Genomic DNA, 20,755 nt, shown 5'->3' with positions numbered 1-20,755 from the left:
ATCCGTCCGGCCACAGCACCTTTTCCGGAGCCGGCGCGGCCGTGCTCTCGCGCGCCTTTCCGGCCCAAGCGGCGCGCTTCGAGGCCCTGCGGGACGAGATGTCCAACTCGCGCATCTGGGGCGGCATTCATTTCCGCACCGACTGCGTGGATGGCGTGAACCTTGGCAAGCAGGTCGGCGACCTGCACGCCGACGCTTACGAGCGCGAGGCGAAATGAGCGGGGTGGGGAGAATGCTCGGCCGTGCCGCCTGCTTGGCGCTGGCTGCCATCGTCGGGCTGCTCGCCTGTAGCAGTCCGGCGACGGTGGGACCCGCCCCGGGGGAGACCCCTCTGACGGTCGAAGCGGGCGCTGCGACCTGGCGGCCGCTGGTGGTGAGCGACATGGCGGCGCTGCCGGACCCGGCACCGGAGACGGCCCGGCAGGCGGCCGATCTGGCCGAGGTCAAGGCCTGGCTGGGGCGTTTGACGGCCGGGGAGCGCGAGACGGTGGCCTACTGGAACAGTCAACCGGCGCCGGTGCGCTGGAGCGAGACGGCGCGCGACATGACGATCGAGGCGGGCCTGGTGCCACCGCGGGCCGCGCGCACGCTGGCCATGGCGCACACAGCCATCTACGACGCGACCCTGGCCGTCTGGGCCGCCAAGGCGCGGCATCGGCGCGCCGCGCCTGCCCGGCTGGACCCCACGCTCCAGCCGGTCCTGCCTGAAGAGGTGGGGGTGCCGAGCTATCCCTCGGAGCACGCGGCGATCGCCTATGCCGCGGCGACCGCGCTGGCCGAGGTGTTCCCCGAGCAGCGCAACGACCTGCTGGGGCGTGCCCGGGCCGCGGCCGAGAGCCGCATCGCCGCCGGGGCCAACCTGCGCGGCGACGTGATCGCCGGGCAGGCGATCGGGGAGGCCGTGGCGGCCCAGGTGGTGGCCCGCGCCCGTGAGGACGGCAGCAGCGTCAAGCCGAGCCTGCCGCTGGCCGTCCAGCCCGGCCAGTGGACCCACACGGGGCCGATGGAGCCGCTGGCCGGCAGCTGGCGCCCCTGGCTGCTCACGGACCCTGCGGCCTACTCGCTGCCGCGGCCCCCGTTTCCGGGCGAGCCAGGTTTTCAGGCGGGTCTCGACGAGGTGGAGACGGTCGGGCGCAACCTGACCGCCGAGCAGAAGGCGATCGCGCTGAAGTGGAACCTGGATGCCCCGGCCGCCCAGTGGAACGACATCATCCGCCCGCTCGTGCGCGCCCACGGCCTCAACACGCCCCGGGCCGCCCGCGTGCTCGGCTATGCCCATGCCCTGATGGCCGACACCTTCATCACGACATGGCGCAACAAGTACCAGATCCTGCTGCCGCGCCCCAACATGGCCGACCCGAATTTCAAGTCGTTCGTGATGACGCCGCCGCATCCTTCCTATCCCTCCGGCCATTCCTCGTGTTCGATGGCGGCCGCGGCCTACTTGTCGGCGGTTTTTCCGGAGGAGGCCGCGCGGGTGCGGGCGATGGCGGAGGAGGCGGCCGAGTCCCGTCTCTATGGCGGGATCCACTATCGCCGCGACAACGAGGACGGTAAGCAGCTCGGGCAGCGCATTGCCGAGGCGGCCCTGCTGCGCGCGCGCGCCGATGGACTGCCCTGAAAGAGGCGCGTCGAGTCACGTCGCTTGCTTCGCCTGGGGGCCTCTTTCAGAACCGATCAGCCTTGGCTTCTGTCGCGCCTCACGGGTTTGGCGCCGGTGGCGCTCGCGCGGACCAGGCGCGCACCTTGTCGCTTCGACCGCGCGCTCAGCCTTACGCTGCTGGTTGACTCGGGGCACACGCGGTATCACGCAAAAAACGGACTTTGCCGAAATGAAACTTAAAAAAATTGCTTGAAATGTAATGGGGATAAGGTTTTCGGGTTTTAGGGGGGGGCGGGCGGATTCGCCCCGGCAGGCCTCTTTTCAGCATCCTGACACGATTGTGAGCGAAGTCACCGTGCCGGAACATCACGTGGCCTGACTCGCTCGGCGCCTGGCGCGTTCGGGACAAACAAGCGAATTTATGTCATGCTGTCGCGCGTTTCCGAGAAGAACCGCTCGGTCCTGATAGAGAAGGACTGCTCGGGATTGTAAGAGTCAGTTCTCAAGCTTGCTCTGAGATGGTCACTGAACGCTGCCTTGAAGGGGAAACGGATGAACAAAGCAGTTTTGCCGCTCGTCGTGATGGCTTGTGCGACCGCGCTGGGTTGCACCTGGTGGCCTGGCGCTGCGCCGCAAGGGCAGAGTCGTGTCCAGTTGAACGTGGATGTCGCCGACTTGTCGGGCAGCTATCGCCTGCAAGTGGCTCCCGCCCAGGACTGCGTCTCGACCGCCGTGTTGGAGAATGGCACCTCGACCGACATCTTGAATGTCGATGAGATCGGCGCGTTCACTGCGGCACGATTGGAACGGGTCGACTTCTATTCCAAGTTGTCGGGTTCGAGCGACGCACCGGTGCTGGTGAGCAGCGTGGCAAGTTCCGCCCTGAACACGGTGGCGCTCTCGGTGCCTGCGGCCTCCAATCTGGACATCAGCTGGAAGGCTTACCATCGCAAGGATGCGCGGGTCACCAATCCGGCGGTGCTGGTCGAGAGCCAGTACAACGGAACGGCCGGCGGTTCGAGCACCATCCAGGTGACCAGCCCTGCGCAGGGCGCCACGGCCAGCAAGACCATCACGATTTACCTGGCCAACCGCTGCTATGCGGGTCAGTTTGGCAGCGGCGCTTTGCAGGTTCAGACGAACAGCGCGGCTTCACCCACGGCCGAACACCTTCCCGCCCAGTAGTTCCCGGCCATTCGCTCCGTTGGTTTGGCTTTCCCACTTCGCACCTTCGAGGGTTCACCATTGATACAGCATAAGAAGTTGCTCATCTTGACCGCGATTGCCGCTGCTTGCACGGTGATGGGTTGTACGCCTTTCGCGGGCATCAACCCCACCGGCGCCGTGGCGCCGGCGTCGGCTCGCGGCTTTCGCCTGAAGGGCGTCGTGTCGCTCAACGACGCGCCGGTGCCCAACGCCCACATGCGGGCATTCGATCTGGCCACCGGGAAGGAACTGGTGCTCGTGCCCTACTCGGAGCAAGGGATGCCGCGTCCGGCGGTCGCTTCCCGGACCCTGGCCGATGGGCAAGGGCGCTTCGATTACGAGTTGCCCGTCATCACGACTGACCAGGTGATCAAGGTGGTGGCCGAGTGGGACGGACGGGCCTTGGTGGGCCTGGTCGATGGCACCGGCCGAACCGTCGGCGGCGCGCCGGAGTCGGCCAAGCATCGCTTGTTGCAAGCCGAGGCGACCCGCTTGCTGCAGCTGACCATCAACCTGAAGCTGACAGCGGCGACCACTTCCGCCGCCAAGTCGTTCGAGGGGGTGCTCAAAACCAGTTTCCAGTTGCGTGGCAATTCCGCTGCGAATGCCTTGGGCGCCGCCATGAAGGCTGCCAGTGAGGCGATCGCCGACCTGGAACGCAGCCTGAACCAGAAGTCTGCGGTTCAGGACCAGATCGCCCTAGCCTTGGATGATCGCGGTGAGTTCGACCCCACGGCGAAATTCCAGACCCTGCTCGATGGGGTGGGGCAGGTGGACCCCTTGCTCGGTCGCGTGGAAAGCTTGCTCAAGCAATTCTCTGAGATCCAGAAGCAAGAGGCGCCTCCCAAGAACCAGAACCTGGATGCGATCACCCAGGAAGACTTCCCGCTGGGTCGGATCAAGATCACGCTGGATGGCTCCTTCTCGTTCACGGATGAGTCGGGCAAGACGGTATCGGGCACTTTCGGCTCCGGCCAGTTCGTGCCAAACGACCAACCCTCCAGCACGCCGACCTCCACCCCGACCGCTGGACCTACCGCGACGCCAGTCCCATCACCGACGGAGACCCCGTTCTCGGGTGGCGGTCGGCGCAGCGAACCCACGCCCACGCCGCTCACCACCCTGACGGCCTCCGGGCCAGTCACCGTCGTGGCGGGCAACCTGGCAGACCAGAACCCATCGGCGACCCTGACGTGTGAGTTCTCGGATCCCAGCATCAACGCCGGGGCCACGCGTCCTTGCACCCAACTGCTGCCCTAATTGTCGTTCAGTGCGAAACAGGAGACAGGCATCCATGGCACGTTCTCAGACCAAAGCCGCTGCGGCGTTGGGTATCGCGGCTCTGCTGGCCAGCTGCGCCGCACCCGCAGCCCTGGAGCGCCTGGCGCCCCAGACCTTCGGCGACCGGGTTTCGCTCCCGGTTTCCTTCGACGTGGTGCCCAACGGGAAGCGGCGTTTGGCCGCGCAGGGCGATTGTGACATCCCCATCGCGGGCGGTTACGAACTCGATGACATCGCCAGCATGGCCATTCACGTGGATTACCCCGGCACCCCAACGGTTCACGTACTGGATGGCCTGAACGGTTCGCTGGATGCCTCCTCCACGGTGCGTCTGAGTGACCTGCAGCCTAACGCCACGGCCACCGTCTGGATTCAGGCCTACGGCTTGGGTTCGGAGCTGACGGTCTCCCAGAACGAGACGGCGACCAGTCTGCTGGATACCCGCTTCGGCGTCGATGGGGCCAACCATGTGCGGCCGTTGGCCATTGCGCAACGGCTGAAGATCAAATTCAAGCCGAGGCCCGTGGTCGGCAACTGGCAAGTCAACGGCTACTCCGATTACCCTGGCGTCAGCAAGATGCGCATCAGTCTGGCCGATCTGACCGCCACCGGGCCGAATCTGCCAGACGGGTGCTTGCAGGCTTCCTCCGTCAGTGGCGACCTGATCGGCACCTCGGGGGCGGCGATCTTCGGCAACCTGATTGTGGGCCACGTGTACCTGGCCACGCTGGAGAGTTACGACGGCTCCACGCCCATTGCCACGTTGACCACCGCGGCCTCCTTCACCCTGGATCCCAACTACATGACCTCTTCGTCTGGCACCTTGGATTTCGGCCAGATCGATGTCGTCGCGACGCCGGCGTTGCCATAAGGAGCCCTGCTGTATGAAGCCAATTCACATTCTGGCAGCCTTGGCTGTCTTGGCCGGTTGCACCGCGCCAGTTGAATTTCCCTTTGCGGGCAGTGGGCCTGCCGCCGTTTCCTCGCGCACCGGCGATCTGGTCGACTTGCCCGTGGAGCTGAAGATTCGCAGTGGTGCTGCTGAAAGCTATTCGCTGCAGGCCACCCCGGTGGCCACCGACGTGGTCGCCTCCGTTGCCGTGTCGTCCAATTCGGCGCAGGTGTTGACGAATGTGGCGTCCCAGGTGCGCGCGATCACGATCCAGGTGATCTCGAACGGCGTCTCCCAGACCGGGGTCCAGATGGTGCCCGCGCCCGCCTCTGCGGCTCTCTTTCCGTACGCGGCAGCTGGGGCGACCTCGACCTATTCGCGCTGGGAGATTTTCACGTTTCCCTCTGGTATTTCCTCCACCAATCCGCCCACGGCCACCATTCGTGGCCTGAAGAAGGGCGTGGTCCACCGTGCCATCGTGCGGGCTTATGGGGCCGGCGTGGTGCCGGCCACCGTCTATGACCCGACTGCCAATCCCACCGCGACCTCGCCCCTGTTGCTGTCCGACATTGCGGAGTCGACCACGGAGCTGGATCTGACCGGGTCGGTGCTGCCCACCAAGGCAAAGCTGACGCTCAGCCTGCTGCCCGTGACGGCCACGCTGGGGATCTGGTTCCCGGACCCCGACACGGGGGCGTATCCCAACTCGGCGGCCTCGGCGACCACGGCGTCGGTGTCTGGTGGTGAGTGGGTGAGTGCCGATGGTCTCGCGACCTTGAGCGTCTCGCCGCCGGCCACGGAAACCGTGGCGATCAGCTTCTTGGCGACCGCTACCGCCCCGCCGCAGGCCGGTGGTGCTGCTGAAGTGGCGGCAGTTCAAGCTTTGAATACCTACCTGGTCAGTTCCTGTTTGACTGCGACCTCAACGCTTGAGACTGACGTCAAGAACAAGTTTGCCAGCATCTCGGCTAACAAACAGATCGTGGTGACAATGCCGCTCGGCAGCACGAGCTCGTGCCCTTCTCTCTCGGCCTTCACGGCCACACCCGAGAGCTCCATCATGGACCAAGGGCAGTCGGTGCCTAATGGGACGACCAAGCGCGGGTTCAAGGTTGTTAGGAACTTGGATAACTCCTTCAAGACTTACACGCTCAACGGGCGTACGATCTACATCTACATTCAGTACCAGTAGATCTATCCTGCAAGTGGGGTGGACAGCCATCTCGCTTGCAGGCGTTCAATGGTCCGGTTTCTCTCTCTCGCCTCCGTGGTCCGTCACGGGGGCGAGAGACTTTTATGCGTGGTTACTGTCCGGTCGTGCTGCCATCAGAAGCTAACCTCAGCGAGGCAACGGCACGCTTGATGGTTACTGCAGCGGGGCCCATATCAGCCAGCGCGCAGCCCCTCCGCGCACATGGCAGGCGATGCCTGCTTCGCCTCCCGAGCTCAGTTGCGCCTACATGCGCAGCAACGCCAGGCCGAAACTGGGGTCACCGGCGTGGCGGGCAAAGCCGGTGGCGGCGGTGCGGTGGCAGACCTGCAGCACGGGCAGCAGGGTGCCGGAGGTGACGACGGCGTAGAACTCGCGCCAGAAGGCTTCCGAGATGCCTTTGGCGGCGTGGCGCCGGCTCTGGCGTTCCAGCAGGTGATGGATCAGCACCAGGTAGTTCAGCCCGGCCACCAGGCCGTAGGGGTAGGTCGTGACCTTGGAGAAGAGCAGCGCCCGGAAGAAGTGCGAGAGCTCCTGTTCGTGGTCGCGCAGCGTCGTGGTGCCCCGGGCCACCCCGCGCAGGTCCTTGAAGCAGGGGTCGAAGAGCTTGCCGAAGCGCCCGAACGCCATCCGCTGCAGCCAGCCCAGGCGCGGTATCGACTCCTCGTACCAGGCCCGGGCCACGCCGGCCTCGGGGTCTTGCAGGCGGACTTGCAGCCAGCGCAGCGCCACCCACAGCTTCTGCTTGATGGGCGCTTCGCCCAGCAGCAGCTCCAGCAGCTGGCCCTCGATCGTGCGGAAGACCTCCCAGGGGACCTCCTCGGCCGGGCGCAGGTAGAAGCGCTCGGCGCGCAGCACCTCGGCCACCGCCAGGCGTGAGCGCAAGTCCTGCTCCTGGGCGGCCAGCGGGGCCCCCTTGGCCAGGCGGGCGGTGGGGCACATGGCGTTGACCGTCACGCAGACGCCGTCGGGCGTGTCGGCAAAGCGATAGGGGAAGACGTGACAGGGCTTGAACACCGCCCGGCCCGCCAGCGCGTGGATGGTGCAGCGCTGATCGTCGCTCAGGAAGCGACAGCGGCCATCGGCCGTACGCGCCAGCTTGTGCTGGAAGTTCACCAGTCCGGCGGCCTCGGCCGGCAAGGCCTGCACGTAGGGCCCCGGGCCGAGCGCGGGGATCAGGGCGGGCCAGTCCACCGCCTCCAGAAAGGCCACGCTGCCCGCGTCCAGGCCGATCGTCAGTTCGTGGCGACAGCAGGCCCCGGTGCCGGCGCAGCTGAAGTGTGTCTCGGGCAAGGCCAGCAAGCGCCGCTTGGGCAGGCGATGCAGGCGGCGGTAGGAGGCCTCCAGCGGGGAACTGATCGGGCCTTCCAGCGTGGCGCTGCGCAGGCCGGCCAGTTCCGACAGGGCCCGCAGGCGTTGCCGCTCCCAGGGCTGCAGGGCGTCTTCCAGCAAGCTCGCGAATTCCACCTGCCAGCCCGCCTCGCCGTGGACCAGCCCCAGTGCCGCCAGCAGCGGCGTGCCGGTCACGGCCTCGCGCAGATCGACCACCGCCAGCCCGCGCCGGGCATCAAGCGGTTGCCAGTCGCGCAGGCTCGGCGCCAGCAACTGCGGTTCGCGGTCCCGCGGAATGGGGGCCCAGGCCGCCAGGATGCGCGCGCGGTTGGCTTCCGTGTGCGCCACGCTCTGGCCGTCGGCCACCAGCAGCGCGCCGGGAGCCCACGTCGCCAGGTGGGCCTCATCGTCGCGGGCGCCGTAGCGGGTCTCGAAATGGCGCTGCAGCAGGGCGGACAGCTCGGCCGGCGGGTGTTCGTGCATGCCCAAATGATACCATCGGGCGCGGTCAGGCCTTGTCGGGCAGGGGAAAGCAGGCCGCGGCCAGCCCCACCAGGGCCAGGGCGCTGCCGAGCCCGGCCAGCACGGCGGCGCTGCCGACGCGCTCCAAGAGCCAGCCCGTGCCCGCCAGCGGCACGACTGCCAGCGCGTTCAGCACCGTTTGCTGCAGGCCGAAGACCTGGCCGCGCACGGCTTCCTCCACGCGCTGCTGCAGGCGGGTCTGCAGCGGCACCCCGACGATCGCGGCGCTGATGCCCAGCGCGAAGGTCAGGCCGAAGGCCAGGCCCTGTTCCTGAGGACCGACGGCCGCCAATGCCACCAGGATCGCCCCGGTGGCCACGAAGCCCGCGGCGATCGCCCGGTCGCGCGGCCAGGCCGGCCCCCAGCGCCCGATCAGCCAGGCGCCCGTGCCGAGTCCAGCCCCGCAAGCGGCCAGCAAGCCACCGTAGCCGGTTCGCCAGACCTGCTGGGCCACCACGATCGCCACCACGCTGAGCGCGGCGAAGGCCGAGACGATCGCCACCTGGCAGGCGATCGTGCGGCGCAGGCCGCCGCGCGTCCGCAGGTAGCGCAGGCCTGCCACGAACTGGCGCGGCCAGGGCACGACGGCCGGTGCGGGGCCGCTGGGCGGCGCCACCGGCAGGTCGTGCAGCAGCCAGGCCCCGAGCCCGAAGGCGCCACTGGCGACCAGGCTACCCAGCCACAAGCCACCCTGCTGCACCAGCGGTTCGCCCAGGCTCACGCCCACCACCAGGATCACCACCGTGGTCAGGGCGCTGACGGCGTTGGCCTGCATCAGTCGCTCGGGCGCCACGGCCCTGGGCAGCAGCGCGGCCTCGGCCGGCGTGAAGGGCTGGGCGGCGATCGCGATCGCGGTGGCGAAGGCGATCGCCAGCCCGAGCTGGCCGGGCCCGAACAGGCCCAGCCCCAGCACCAGAACGGCGCGGAGCATGTTGCTCAGGCGCATCACCCGGCGCGCTTCCAGGCGATCGGCCAGCAGGCCGGCCAGCGCGGCCAGCAACACGTGAGGCAGCGAGGTCAGGGCCAGCGCCAGACTCAGCTGGCTGGGCGGGGCGTGGTGCTGGCTGAGGGCCGCCACCAGCAGCACGAACACCAGGCGATCGCCCAGCTGGGAGGCACACTGGGCCAGCCAGAGCCGCCGGAAACCCGGGCCGCGCCAGAGCGAGGAAAATTCTCCACTCATGCGCCTGGCGCCACCGCATGCGGGGTGCCGGGCGCGGGGGCGCCTGATTCCTCGCCGGAGGCGCCCTCGCGGCTCGCCGGGTCCGCGTCCGGCGCGGTGCGGCGCGCGAGCGTGAAGGCCGTCAGGCCGGCCAGGCCGAACAGCGCCATGAGGGTGGTCATCGGCCGGGCCGAATGGTGGGGCAGCGCGCCCACCAGCAGGCCGGAGCCGGTGGCCAGCGTGAACTGGACCGTGCCCAGCAAGGCGGAGGCCTGGCCGTGGTGGCTGCGCTGGCTACCCAGGGCCAGCGCCATGCCATTGGGGGAGATCAGCCCCATCATGGCCACGTAGCCGAACAGCGGCACCAGCAGCCCCCAGAAGCCACCCAGCCCCGTCCAGGCGCAGCCCCACAGCACCAGCCCGAGCAGGGCAGCGCCCGTGATGCCGGCACCCAGCACCGCTTCGACGCCATAACGCGTCACCAGCCCGCGGTTCAGCTGTGATAGGGCGATCAGGCCGACGGCGTTGGCGCCGAAATACAGGCCGTACTGGTTGGCCGGTACGCCGTACAGCGTGATGAAGACGTGGGGGGAGCCCGCAATGTAAGCGAACATGCCCGCCGAACAGCACGTGCCGGCCAGGGCAAAGGCCATGAAGCGCCGGTGCTGCAGCAGGCGGCCATATACCCGCGCCACGCCGCCGGGCGAGAGCGGCACCCGCCCGGCGGGCGGCAAGGTTTCCGGCAGCAGGGCCGTGACCGCGACCAGGCAGGCCAGGCCGAAGGCGGCCAGGAACCAGAAAATCGCCCGCCAGTCGGCCAGCTCCAGCAGCCAGCCGCCGCCCAGCGGCGCCAGGATCGGGGCCAGGCCCATGACCAGCATCATCCAGGAGAAAATCCGGGCGGCCGCGGTGGGCTCGCACAGGTCCCGCACCACCGCGCGCGCCACCACCATGCCGGCGCAGCCCCCCACGGCCTGCAGGAAGCGCCAGGCCGTCAGGGCTTCGATGCCCGGGGCCATGGCGCACCCCAGCGAGGCCAGCACGTACAGCAAGATGCCCAGCAACAGGGGCGGCTTGCGCCCCAGGCGATCGGCCAGCGGCCCGTGCAGCAGCTGGCCCAGCGCGAGCCCCAGAAAGAAGGCCGAGAGGGTGTAGGGCACCTGCCCGGGCGTCGCCTGGAGGTCCTGCGCCAGCGCGGGGAAGGCCGGCAGGTACATGTCGATCGAGAGCGCCGGGAAGGCCATCAGCGCCCCGAGCATCGCGATCAGGCGGGGGGAGGGGACGCCCACTAGACCGTGATGTCCTGTCCCTTGAGCAGGTGCACGCGAATCTGTTCGCTGATGGCGCGGGCAAACTCATCTTGCAGCCCCGGGGGAATGCCCTCGAAGTTGATGCCGATCGTGACCCGACCATCACGTCGGCGCGCCCGGTAGACCGCGCGCGCGAACAGCGACACGGAGACCATGCCGGGGAAGGCCAGCAGCACCATCATGTATTCGGGCAATTCTTCCTCTTCCACGAAGACCAGGCAGCCGCTCGCACTGATGTTGTCCAGGTGAAGGGCGAACGGTTTGCCGCTGGTCTCGCCCATCGGGTTGGAGGCCAGCGCGTAGAGCGTCTCCTGGAAGCGGATGCGCACGAATCGCCGGCGCTGAATTTTTTCCGCCTTGTCGGCTGGCGGCAGCCCCAGAAACCAGCAGGGCCCGTAGTAGGCCTTGAGCGGTACCTGCACGCGGTAGTACCAGCTCTTGTGGCCGAAGCAAAAACGCAGATCATCGGGTGGGTTCAGGACGGTCATGTCCTTCACGCGCACCAGCACCTCGTCATCCAAGGTGTCGAGCACGCGGGCGTAGTGCATGCGCGTGACGCCCGGCAGCATCAGGTCGACGGGCTGGTCGTAGGCGAATTCGAATTCGTGGAGGGCGTGCGGATCGATCATGGCGACAGCATCCGATGGAACGGCGAAACCAATGGAATTTGACGAAAAGCCAATCGACTTTTACGTGAATTTTACATGTTGTCCCCATCCCGTGTCCCCACCGGGATCTTATCGGCCGCGCCCACGCTTCACTGGAGGGGTTTCCCGCCGGACCGGGGCCACGCTGAGAAAGCCCCGCAGCAGGCGGCGCCGTTGCTCGGCCAGACTTTCCTCGGAAAGGGCCTCATCGGCACCAGGCAGCTGCCAGAAGGGCAGGGCCTCGTCTTCCCCGTCCGCATACCGCGGCACCAGGTCCCAACTCAGGTGGCCCGTGGCCAGGCCATCCGGGCTGCATGTCAGGTTCAGGCGCTGGGGTTGAAAGGCCACACGCACCGCCCGCACCACCAGGTCGAGGTCCCCCCAGAGCGCCAGCCGCTCGTCGTCCGGCAGCTGCAACAGGTCCGCCACGTGGGACTTGGCCACGAAGCGCAGGTGGCCCTCTTGCAGCGGGTGAAGGTCAAATAGCAGTTGCCCGGTTTTGAGTTCAGCCACGAAGGGGCTGCCCGGCACGTCGCGCGGGGCGAGCAGCGCGTCGCAGACGGGGCACGCAGCGGGAGGAGACGAAGGTTCCAAGGGGGGCATGCTCAGGGGATCGGGCGCTGGCCCGGCGTCAGCTCGCGACAGGCTCATGCCTCAGCTTAGGCCAGATCGCTGGCCGCTGCCGTGAGCCATGCCCGTTCCAGGGAACTGGACCTTGCGCGCGTTCTGCCACGCTGATCGTGGCACTGAAATCGGACGGCCGGCAGTGCTACACTGGGCGTAGAAGGAGCCGCACCGATGACCCTGATGCGCAAGACGTTTCTGACGCTGGCCGATAACAACGCGCTATACAAGCTGATCGTGGGCAACCCTGTGACGCGCGCGATGACCCGGCGCTTTGTGGCGGGCGAGAAGCTCGACGAGGCGCTTGCGGCCGTGCGCGAACTCAACGGCGCGGGCATCAAGGGCTCGCTGGATCTGCTCGGCGAGAACGTCCACACCGAGGATGAGGCGCGCCAGGCGGGGGCTTTTTACGAGACGATCGTCGACCGCATCGCCGAGGCCGGGCTCGACACCAACGTGAGCCTGAAATTGACCCAGATGGGCCTCGATCTCTCCGAAGACCTCTGTTTCGAGGTCACCTCCGGCGTCGTGAAGCGGGCCGCCCAGCACGGCAACTTCGTGCGCATCGACATGGAAGGCAGCGCCTACACCGAACGCACGCTGGCGATGTTCAAGCGCCTGCACGCGGCCCACGGCAAGCACGTCGGCATCGTGCTGCAGGCCTATCTCTACCGCACGGCCGAGGACGTCGAGGAGATGATCCGGCTCGGCGCGCGGGTGCGGCTGTGCAAGGGGGCCTATCTGGAACCAGCCGAGGTGGCCTTCGCCGACAAGGCCGAGGTCGACCGCAATTACGTCGCCTGCATGAAGCGCCTGATGGAGGCCGGCTACTATCCGGGTCTGGCCACCCACGACATGGCCATCATCGAGGCCGGCAAGGCCCACGCCAAGGCCCAGGGCATTGGCCTGGAACGCTTTGAATTCCAGATGCTGTACGGCATCCGGCGGGACATGCAGGAGAGCCTGGTGAAAGAGGGCTACACCATGCGCTGTTACGTGCCTTTCGGTACGCAATGGTACCCTTACTTCATGCGGCGCCTCGCTGAACGTCCGGCCAACGTCTGGTTCCTGCTGCACAACGCCGTCAAGGGCTGATTCACCCCCTCTGGCCGTTCAGGGGTTGCGCGCCGCCCGCTGCACCTGTTTCCAGTCGACCTGCGGTCGCTTGACGCCTCGGGGCACGGGGCCGAGCTGTTTGGCCAGCTGCGCGATCGTCTGAATGCGCTCGGCCGGCGCCGGGTGCGTCGACAGGAACGAGAGGGCGTCGTCCATCTCGTCGCGTTGCCGGTCGACCCGCTTGAAAAAGCGCGTGATCGCCAGAGGGTCGTAGCCGGCCGCGTGCGCGCAGCGCAGGCCCACACGATCCGATTCGCGCTCCTGGTCGCGGTCGAAGGCCAGGCCCGAGAGCTGCAGGCCCATCGACGCGATCGTGGCAGCCGCCCCGGCGGCGTCGCCGAAGACCAGCATGAATCCGGTCGTCACGCCAAGCTGGCGCACCATCGCCCGGGTGCTGTGGCGCCGCACCACGTGCTGGATTTCGTGCCCCAGGATGCAGGCGAGCTCATCCGCGCTCTCGGCGCGGGCCAGCAGCGGCGTCGTGACCACCACCTCGCCTCCCGGCGCGGCAAACGCGTTTTCAAAGTTTTCTCGCACGACGTGGAAGCGGAAGGTGTAGACCTGCGCCCCGGGGGTCTGTTTCACCAGGGCCTGGCCCATCTGCGAGACGGCCTGCACCAGCACGGGGTTGGAGACCTCCTTGCCGCGCAGCATGCTGGCCGTGACGGCCCGTCCGAGCTTCGGCTCGACGCTGGTGGGCACCAGGGCCACGAGGCCATCCAGCATGAGGCCGCGGGCGAACCAGCCGGCCGCCAGCAGGCCCGCCAGGCCCCCCAGCAAGGCCCGGTTGCGCCAGGTTTTGCGGCCTTGGCGCTGCGCCGCCTGGGCCAGCGGGGCCGGCCAGCAGGCGGCGGCAGCCCGAAAACAGGCCTGGTCCGGAAAGTACAGACGCACGGCCTCGGCCTCGGGGCCGACCAGGGTCAGCATCGGCTGGTTGTCGTGGGCCCCGCCGAGGCCCGTCTGGGCATGGGTGTAGTCCAGCTCCAGCACGGTGTCGGCGTCCCAGGCGATCGCCACGCTCGCCGCGTGGAAGGTGACCGCCACGGTGCGACGCCCACCTCGGCTGGGATAGGAGACGTCGAGCGTCACGTGGTGTGGCATGGGCGTTCTCCTCGAGTGGCCTCACGCGGCAGCAATGGCGCGGGGCGCCTCCAGATGCTACCCAGTCGGTACGGGTCGCCGCAAGCCTCGGGCCGGGCCTGTGCCCCTCGCGCCGCCCCCTTCCTCTGGCCGCCGGGCCGAACCTATCCGGCCGCTATCAGGGCCTCGTGGCACCCTCGCAGGGGCTTTCATCCTGCGAACGTCTGACCGCCACGGCCAGCCACTCGCCCCGGGCGATCGCCGCGTCGGCCCGCGACGCGGGGAGCATGGCGGCCGATTCCGCCACCTCGGCCAGTTGCCAGCCGGTGGGCGCCAGGAAGTCCCTCAGCGCCGTCCGCGCCAGGCCCCAGCGGAAGGGCTCCTTCACCAGGCGCAGCCAGCGATCGAGCCAGGCGCCGGCGCGCTGAAAGCGAATCTGACCGCGGGCATCCGGTTCCATGAAGGTGAACACGCAGACCGAACCCGGCGCGGCCAGCGCCGCCAGCCCCTCGAACAGGCGCCGGACCTCGCTTTCCTGCAGGTACATGGTGAGCCCCTCGACCACGAAGACGCTCCGGGCGCCCGCGTCGTCCGCCAGGGCCTGTTCCAGCCGCTCGGTCGTCAGATCCACGCCTTGCCAGGCGATCCGGGAGGCCGTTTCCGCCCCCAGCAGGCGCCGCTTGAGCGCCTGGGTGGCGGGGTGATCGACCTCCACGGTTCGCAGCTCGGCCCGGCTCTGCGCCAGCGAGGCCGCCAGGCCATCCAGCCCCGCAGCGACCACGACCAGGTGGGGGCAGTCGGGCAACCGTTCCAGCACCCGCTCGCGAATCCAGGCCTTGCGGCAGACCACGTGGGTCATGAAGCCCGGCAGAACCAGCCGTTCGACGGCCTCGACCAGCTGCCGGACGGGCTTGGCCGCAAGCCACGCGCGCCAGCGGCCGCCCAAGGGTATGAATTCCAGCAGGGCCCGTTCGGCCAGGTTCACCGTCACGTCGACGGTGAGCGTCCGGAAGGCCGGCTCCAGGTGCCTGAACAGGACGGCCAGGCTCACGATCAGGGCCGTTCGGCTGGGTTTGTCTGCGTGCATGGGAATGATTCAACCAGATGCTGAGCCGGATCGTCCGTGTCGCCGATGGCGGCCCACGAGGGCGCGTGTCAGGATGCCTGCGATGAGGGCGTACGCGTGAAGCCTGACGAGATCACGATCGCGATCCGCGCGCAGCCCCTGCAGATTCCCTTTCGCACCCGCTTCAAGCATGCCTCGGCCGAACGCAAGGTTTCGGACAGCGTCTGGGTGACGGCCACCCGCGGTGGGCTTGTCGGACTCGGCGAAGGGGCGCCGCGCGCCTATGTGACCGGTGAAAGCCCGGCCGAGGCGCTCGTCTGGATCGACGGCACGGCCCGCGCCTGGGTGGCGACGCTGCCCGATCTCGCCGCCTTGCGGGCGCTGGTGGTGGCCCAGCGTGAGGTGATCGACCGCCACCCCGCGGCCTGGTGCGCGGTGGAACTGGCGCTGCTGGACCTGTTCGCCCAGGAACGTGGGCAGACGGTGGAGGGCCTGCTGGGGCTCGCCGAACTGACGGGCCCCTTCCGCTACACGGCCGTGCTCGGCGATGAGACGGGGCTCAAGTTCAGCCTGCTGACCCTGCTTTACCTGGCGCGGGGCATGCGCGATTTCAAGCTCAAGCTGACGACCGATCAGGCGCAGAACCTGCGCACGGGGAAGCTCTTTGCCCGGCTGACTCGTCCATTTTCGGGTATCCGGGTTCGCGTCGATGCCAACAACGCCTGGGGCGCGGACACCGACGGGGCGATCGCCGCGCTGAACGAGTTCCGGCGGGACCTGCCGCTGTTCGCCGTGGAAGAGCCGCTGACGGCCTTCGCGGCCCAGCAACAGGCGGCTCTGGGGCGGGCGCTGGAACTGCCGGTGATTCTGGATGAGAGCTTGTGTCGGCTGGCCGATTTCATCCCCCATGAGGGCGATGAGGCGCGCTGGATGGCCAACCTGCGAGTCTCCAAGCTGGGGGGCCTGCTGCGCGCCCTGGACTGCCTGGCCGAGGCGCAGCGGCGCGGCTGGGGCATCGTGGTGGGGGCGCAGGTGGGGGAAACTTCGGTGCTGACGCGAGCGGCACTGACCCTGGCGCAGGCGGCGGGCCCCAGTCTGGTCGCCCAGGAAGGCGCGTATGGTACCTTGCTGCTGGCGCGCGAGGTGGTGGCCCCGGTCTTGCAGTTCGGCCAGGCGGGCCGGCTGGGGCTGGGTGATGTGGCAGGGCGTCCCGGTTGGGGCCTGCGGGAGGTGGCGCCGTGAGCGTGCCGGCCCCCGTGTGCTCCCTGCCTGATGAGGCGCCGCCCGGCCCTGCCGGGATGCTGATCCGCGCTATGTTCTATCCGGCCGTGATCACGATCTGCTTCGCGTGCTTCGGGGCCTGGTCGCCCCTGGCGCTCGACCTGCGCGTCTTCCTGGCCATTTGCGTGGGCGGTGCGTTGATCGCGCTGGGCGAGTGGTGGCTGCCGTTCAAGCGCGAGTGGCGTGGTTTTGGCCGGGATTCCTGGGACGATGCCCTTTACCTGGTGCTGGTGCAGCAGGGCCTGGTGCGGCTGGCCGAGGGGGCCTGGGTGTGGCTCTGGATCAAGACGCTGCAGGCGGTGCCGCCGGCCGCGCCGGGGGCCTGGGCCCAGCTCCCGCTGGCCGCTCAGTTCGTGCTGCTGCTGCTGATCGGGGAATTCGGCAAGTACTGGGTGCACCGCTGGTCGCACGAGTGGCCCTGGCTGTGGCGCTTTCACGCCGTCCACCACAGCGTGCCGCGCGTCTACTGGTTCAATGTGGGGCGCTTTCATCCGCTCGACAAGTTCCTGCAGATGTTCAGCGAATCGCTGCTGTTCCTCGCGCTGGGTGCGCCGCGCGAGGCGATCGCCCTCTATGCTCTGTTCTACGCCGTGAATGGCTTCTTCCAGCACGCCAACATCGACCTGCGCTTGGGCCCGCTCAACCGGATCATCTCCAGCGCGCAGCAACACCGCTTTCACCACTCCCGGGCGATCGCCGAATCGAACACCAACTACGGCAACAAGCTCAGCCTCTACGACCAGCTGTTCGGCACCTACTACCTGCCGCACGGTCAGGGCCCCCTGGAATATGGCCTGATCAACCGCGACTATCCCAAGGGCTTCTGGGCCCAGCTCTGGGCCCCCTTTCAGGCGGGGCTCGACCAGGCGGGCGCCCCCTCCGGGAACCCCCTCTGGGCCTGGCTGCTGAGGCGCCTGATCGTGGCGCGCATCCGCTGGAAAGGGGGCCTGGCGCAGCGGCGCCTGCGGCGCGCCCAGCGCGACCTGCGGGCCACGCAGACGCGGGTGTTGCTGGCGATTCTGGCGGCGCAGCGCGAGACGGCCTTCGGTCGGCAGCACGGCTTTGCGGCCATTCGGACGATCGCCGATTTTCAATGCCAGGTGCCGGTTCACGGCTATGAGGACCTGCGCCCCTGGATCGAGCAGCAGGAAGCCACGGGCGAGCCGCGGCTCAATCACGAACCGCCGCGCTTCTATGCCCTGACCAGCGGCAGCACGGGGCAGCCCAAGCTGATTCCCGTGACCGGTTCGGCCTTCGCGGCCTACCGGCGCTTGCAGGACCTCTGGCTGTATCACTCGCTGAAGCTGTGTCCGGAGCTGTTCGAGGGGCAGTACCTGGCCTTCGTGGGCGCGGCCGAGGAGGGCAAGCTGCCCTCGGGCCGGAGCTTTGGCTCGACCTCCGGGCACGTGTACCAGACCCTGCCGACGCTGGTGCGGCGTGCCTATGTGGTGCCGCCGGAGGTGTTCGAACTGCACGATGCCGAGCTCAAGTACCTGCTGATTCTGCGGCTGGCGATCGCCGAGGCCGGCATCAGCTTCATCGGGTCGGTCAACCCCTCCACCCTGGTGCTGGTCCAGGAACTCCTGAATCGGCATCTGGCGCCCTTGCTGGCCGATCTGGAGGCAGGCGGCTTCTTTCGCGCCGACGCCTTGCCTGCTCCCTTGCGGGAAGCCCTGCGCGGGCGCCTCGGACCGGTGCCCGGGCGCGCCGACCAGTTGCGGGCGCTGGCCCGCCAGGATCCCACCGGCGCCCTACCGCTGGGGCAGGTCTGGCCCAACACCCGCATGGTGGCCTGCTGGCAGGGGGGGGGCTGCCGCCTGGCCTTTGCCAAGCTCCAAGGGCTGTTTTCCGCCTCCGTGGTCTGGCGCGAGATCGGCTACCTGGCCTCGGAGTTTCGCGGCACCACGCCCCTCTCGGACGGGGCCGTCGGGGGGATGCCCAACCTGGTGGATTACGTGTACGAGTTTGTCCCGGTGGCGGACTGGGAGCGCGGGCAGCCGCGCTTTCTTTTGCTGGACGAACTCGAAACGGGGCAGGATTACTACCTGTTCGTGACCACCGGATACGGCCTGTACCGCTATCACATGAACGACATCGTGCGGGTCAGCGAGCGACCGGAGGGCGTGCCGCGCCTGCTCTTCCTGCAGAAGGGCAAGGGCGTCACCAGCATCACGGGCGAGAAACTCTACGAGCAGCAGTTTCTCACGGCCGTGGTGCGGCTCGGCGAGCACACCCCCGCTTATCGTGGGATCGAGGCGCTGGCCCTGGCGGATGTCGAGGCCGCCGGCTATCTCGTCCTGGTCGAATCCGGCTCATTGGATGAAACAGCCCTGGCCCGCTGGGCCGCGGCGCTGGATGGCGAACTGGCGGCGATCAACCTGGAATATGCGGCCAAGCGGGACAGTGGTCGCCTGCAGCCGCCCCGGGCGATTGGCGTGAAAGAAGGCTGTTTTGCCGCGCTGAGACGCTTCCAGGCCGAGCACGGGCAGCGCGAGAGTCAGGTCAAGCTCATTCACGTGCAACGACGCGAGGACCTCGCGTTCGACTGGGAATCCTGGCGTTTGGGGAAGGTGTGAGGGCCTCCTGGCCAGGTCACTTATGGCTCGGTTTACACCCCAGGTGACCCGTGATACAGTATGCCCCGACCCGGGCTTGCTAGCCTGGCGTCAACGAAAAGTTTGGTCGCAACTTCCAACATTCGCAGCTTGATCCCAGCCCATTACTTCCAGACCATCATTCTATTTGTCGCCGCGGCCAGTTTAGGGGTCCTCCTTCGGGAGGGCCCCTTTCGCATGCCGAACGCGGCCGGAAGCGCCGGCGTTCCGGCCGTCTGGAGGTTGTCGCGAGGCGAGCTCGGATGGGCGCCGTCGCCGCGCCTCCGAGCCGCCGTGGCCAAGCGCCCCCCGCCTCGCTGCCAGGGCTGTGATGAACAATGAATGGTTAACGAGTAGTTAAATATCGGATTATTATTCTTAAACTCGTCTACCATGGTCCGGCAAGCCGTTCGAGGGGCCCGCAGGTCTCCGACGGCGTGAGTTTGGCTTGCTTCTAACTCCGGAGGTTTGGTTCAGATGGTGTCGCACACTTCGTCGTCCCCCCGTTGGGGACTCTCTCTGCTGGCCCTGGCGCTTGCCGGCTGCGGAGTCGCCCCCTCGCCCCTGGCCAATGGCCAGACCAGCCAGGCGTTTGAGGCCTCGGCCCGCGCGCCGCGCCACCTGCTGGTCAAGTTTCGCGACGCCGCCGGCCGTCAGTCCGTGACCCAGCGTCACAAGCTGAATGTGGTCGGGCGCATCGCGCGCCTGGAGACCCTGGTGGTGCGGACGTCGGACGCCAACGCGCTGGGCAAGGCCCTGCGTGCCGAGCCCAGCGTCGCCCGCATCGAGCCGGACCATCCCGCCAAGGCCTTCACCACGCCGGAGGTGCCAGGCATCGGCTTCGCGTCGAGCAAGGACGACCTGCTGCCGAAGCTCTGGGGCATGGCCAAGATCGAAGCGCCGCGCGCGTGGGGCATCACCACCGGCGCTCGCGACCTCAAGGTGGCGATCGTGGACACCGGGGTGGATTACAACCACCCCGACCTGAAGGGCCGCACGCTGAAGGGCTACGACTTCATCAACAACGATGCCGACGCGATGGACGACAACGAGCACGGCACGCATTGCGCGGGCAGTGCGGCTGGCGGCATCAATGACGGGGGCGTGGTCGGCGTGGCCCCCAACGTGACCGTGCTGGGCGTCAAGGTGCTCGACGGCGACGGGTCCGGCAGCTACTCGACGGTGGCCAACGGCATCATCTACGCCGCGGATCAGGGCGCCAAGGTGATCTCGCTGAGCCTGGGCGGTCCTTCCACCTCGTCGACCCTGGTCGATGCGGTGCGTTATGCCCAGGACAAGGGCTGCCTGGTGGTGGCCGCGATGGGCAATGAGGGCAACGAGGATCCGCAGTACCCGGCGGCGATCGCCGGCGTCATGGCGGTCGGGGCCACCAATTCCAAGGACGCGATCGCTTACTTCAGCAGCCGCGGCAACCACATCTCGGTGTCGGCGCCGGGTGACCTGATTCTCTCCAGCATTCCCGGCGGCAAGTACGAACGCTTCAGCGGCACCTCGATGGCCTGCCCGCACGTGGCGGGTCTGGCGGCCCTGGTGAAGACCAAGTACCCGAACCTGGACGCCAAGACGATCCGCGAGCGGATCGAGCGCGGCTCCCAGGATCTGGGTGCCAAGGGCTTCGACAGCACCTTCGGGCACGGTCGCATCAACGCGTTGCGCGCCGTTCAATAAGGCCTGAGGCCCCTGGGGACGCGCCATCGCGCGGGTCCCCAGGGCCTGGACCCTGCCGCACCTTCCGGCTGGCCCTTCTGACCTTCGCGACGATGATTCGTTTTTTTGCTTAGTCCTTTTCGCGGATGGGTAAGTAGAAA

At 68.0% G+C, this 20,755-nt stretch carries 17 protein-coding genes; 10 read left to right on the top strand and 7 right to left on the bottom strand.

The annotated features are described in order from the left end of the window. From VKP62_15820 to VKP62_15795, 6 genes are all read left to right on the top strand, one after another. On the top strand, window positions 1-218 hold a 218-nt coding region (locus tag VKP62_15820; GenBank protein ID MEB3198664.1), incomplete at its 5' end, for a chloroperoxidase. 14 nt (window positions 219-232) lie between these two features. Next, window positions 233-1,621, top strand: a complete 1,389-nt coding sequence (locus tag VKP62_15815; protein ID MEB3198663.1) for a phosphatase PAP2 family protein — start codon at window positions 233-235, stop codon at window positions 1,619-1,621. A 534-nt stretch (window positions 1,622-2,155) separates the two neighbouring features. After that, on the top strand, window positions 2,156-2,788 hold the full coding sequence (locus VKP62_15810) for a hypothetical protein (GenBank protein MEB3198662.1): 633 nt from the start codon (window positions 2,156-2,158) through the stop codon (window positions 2,786-2,788). Window positions 2,789-2,866: 78 nt separating this feature from the next. Further along, window positions 2,867-4,069 (top strand): hypothetical protein, encoded by a 1,203-nt coding sequence (locus VKP62_15805; protein ID MEB3198661.1) that lies wholly within the window; start codon window positions 2,867-2,869, stop codon window positions 4,067-4,069. A 34-nt stretch (window positions 4,070-4,103) separates the two neighbouring features. Then, the gene (locus tag VKP62_15800) at window positions 4,104-4,961 is read left to right on the top strand and encodes a hypothetical protein (protein MEB3198660.1); all 858 of its coding nucleotides are present in this window, start codon (window positions 4,104-4,106) and stop codon (window positions 4,959-4,961) included. Window positions 4,962-4,974: 13 nt separating this feature from the next. Further along, entirely contained in the window at window positions 4,975-6,174 is a 1,200-nt protein-coding gene (locus tag VKP62_15795; GenBank protein ID MEB3198659.1) for a hypothetical protein, read from the top strand. A 264-nt stretch (window positions 6,175-6,438) separates the two neighbouring features. On the opposite strand, the gene VKP62_15790 is transcribed toward VKP62_15795, so the two are convergent. From VKP62_15790 to VKP62_15770, 5 genes are all read right to left on the bottom strand, one after another. Beyond that, entirely contained in the window at window positions 6,439-8,007 is a 1,569-nt protein-coding gene (locus VKP62_15790; protein ID MEB3198658.1) for a hypothetical protein, read from the bottom strand. Between the two features lie 25 nt (window positions 8,008-8,032). After that, window positions 8,033-9,229 (bottom strand): MFS transporter, encoded by a 1,197-nt coding sequence (locus VKP62_15785; protein MEB3198657.1) that lies wholly within the window; start codon window positions 9,227-9,229, stop codon window positions 8,033-8,035. Beyond that, window positions 9,226-10,467: a Bcr/CflA family multidrug efflux MFS transporter gene (locus VKP62_15780; protein MEB3198656.1), complete on the bottom strand. Its 1,242-nt coding sequence runs from the start codon at window positions 10,465-10,467 to the stop codon at window positions 9,226-9,228. The genes VKP62_15785 and VKP62_15780 overlap by 4 nt, the downstream gene beginning before the upstream one ends. Before the next feature lie 29 nt (window positions 10,468-10,496). After that, the gene (locus VKP62_15775; GenBank protein MEB3198655.1) at window positions 10,497-11,147 is read right to left on the bottom strand and encodes a PilZ domain-containing protein; all 651 of its coding nucleotides are present in this window, start codon (window positions 11,145-11,147) and stop codon (window positions 10,497-10,499) included. A gap of 108 nt (window positions 11,148-11,255) precedes the next feature. Further along, entirely contained in the window at window positions 11,256-11,759 is a 504-nt protein-coding gene (locus VKP62_15770; GenBank protein ID MEB3198654.1) for an HIT family protein, read from the bottom strand. Window positions 11,760-11,963: 204 nt separating this feature from the next. Between VKP62_15770 and VKP62_15765 the strand changes: the two genes are divergently transcribed. After that, window positions 11,964-12,884, top strand: a complete 921-nt coding sequence (locus tag VKP62_15765) for a proline dehydrogenase family protein (protein ID MEB3198653.1) — start codon at window positions 11,964-11,966, stop codon at window positions 12,882-12,884. An 18-nt stretch (window positions 12,885-12,902) separates the two neighbouring features. Here VKP62_15765 and VKP62_15760 read toward each other — a convergent pair whose 3' ends face one another. Next, window positions 12,903-14,006: a M48 family metallopeptidase gene (locus tag VKP62_15760; GenBank protein MEB3198652.1), complete on the bottom strand. Its 1,104-nt coding sequence runs from the start codon at window positions 14,004-14,006 to the stop codon at window positions 12,903-12,905. A gap of 157 nt (window positions 14,007-14,163) precedes the next feature. Continuing rightward, complete coding sequence (locus VKP62_15755; GenBank protein MEB3198651.1) at window positions 14,164-15,072, bottom strand: SAM-dependent methyltransferase; 909 nt, start codon at window positions 15,070-15,072, stop codon at window positions 14,164-14,166. Window positions 15,073-15,168: 96 nt separating this feature from the next. On the opposite strand from VKP62_15755, the gene VKP62_15750 reads away from it, so the two are divergent. The 3 genes from VKP62_15750 to VKP62_15740 all read left to right on the top strand — a co-directional run bounded on the left by VKP62_15750 (window position 15,169) and on the right by VKP62_15740 (window position 20,615). Continuing rightward, window positions 15,169-16,293: an enolase C-terminal domain-like protein gene (locus VKP62_15750; protein ID MEB3198650.1), complete on the top strand. Its 1,125-nt coding sequence runs from the start codon at window positions 15,169-15,171 to the stop codon at window positions 16,291-16,293. Beyond that, window positions 16,290-18,908, top strand: a complete 2,619-nt coding sequence (locus VKP62_15745) for a GH3 auxin-responsive promoter family protein (protein MEB3198649.1) — start codon at window positions 16,290-16,292, stop codon at window positions 18,906-18,908. Before VKP62_15750 ends, VKP62_15745 begins: the two co-directional genes overlap by 4 nt. 495 nt (window positions 18,909-19,403) lie before the next feature. Continuing rightward, window positions 19,404-20,615: a S8 family peptidase gene (locus VKP62_15740; protein ID MEB3198648.1), complete on the top strand. Its 1,212-nt coding sequence runs from the start codon at window positions 19,404-19,406 to the stop codon at window positions 20,613-20,615. The last annotated feature ends 140 nt before the right edge of the window (window positions 20,616-20,755 follow it).

The sequence above is a fragment of the Candidatus Sericytochromatia bacterium genome (genome assembly GCA_035285325.1).
GTDB lineage: Bacteria > Cyanobacteriota > Sericytochromatia > S15B-MN24 > JAQBPE01 > JAYKJB01.
Note: the sequence above shows the minus strand (reverse complement) of the source record. Positions and strands in the feature narration are given on the sequence as shown.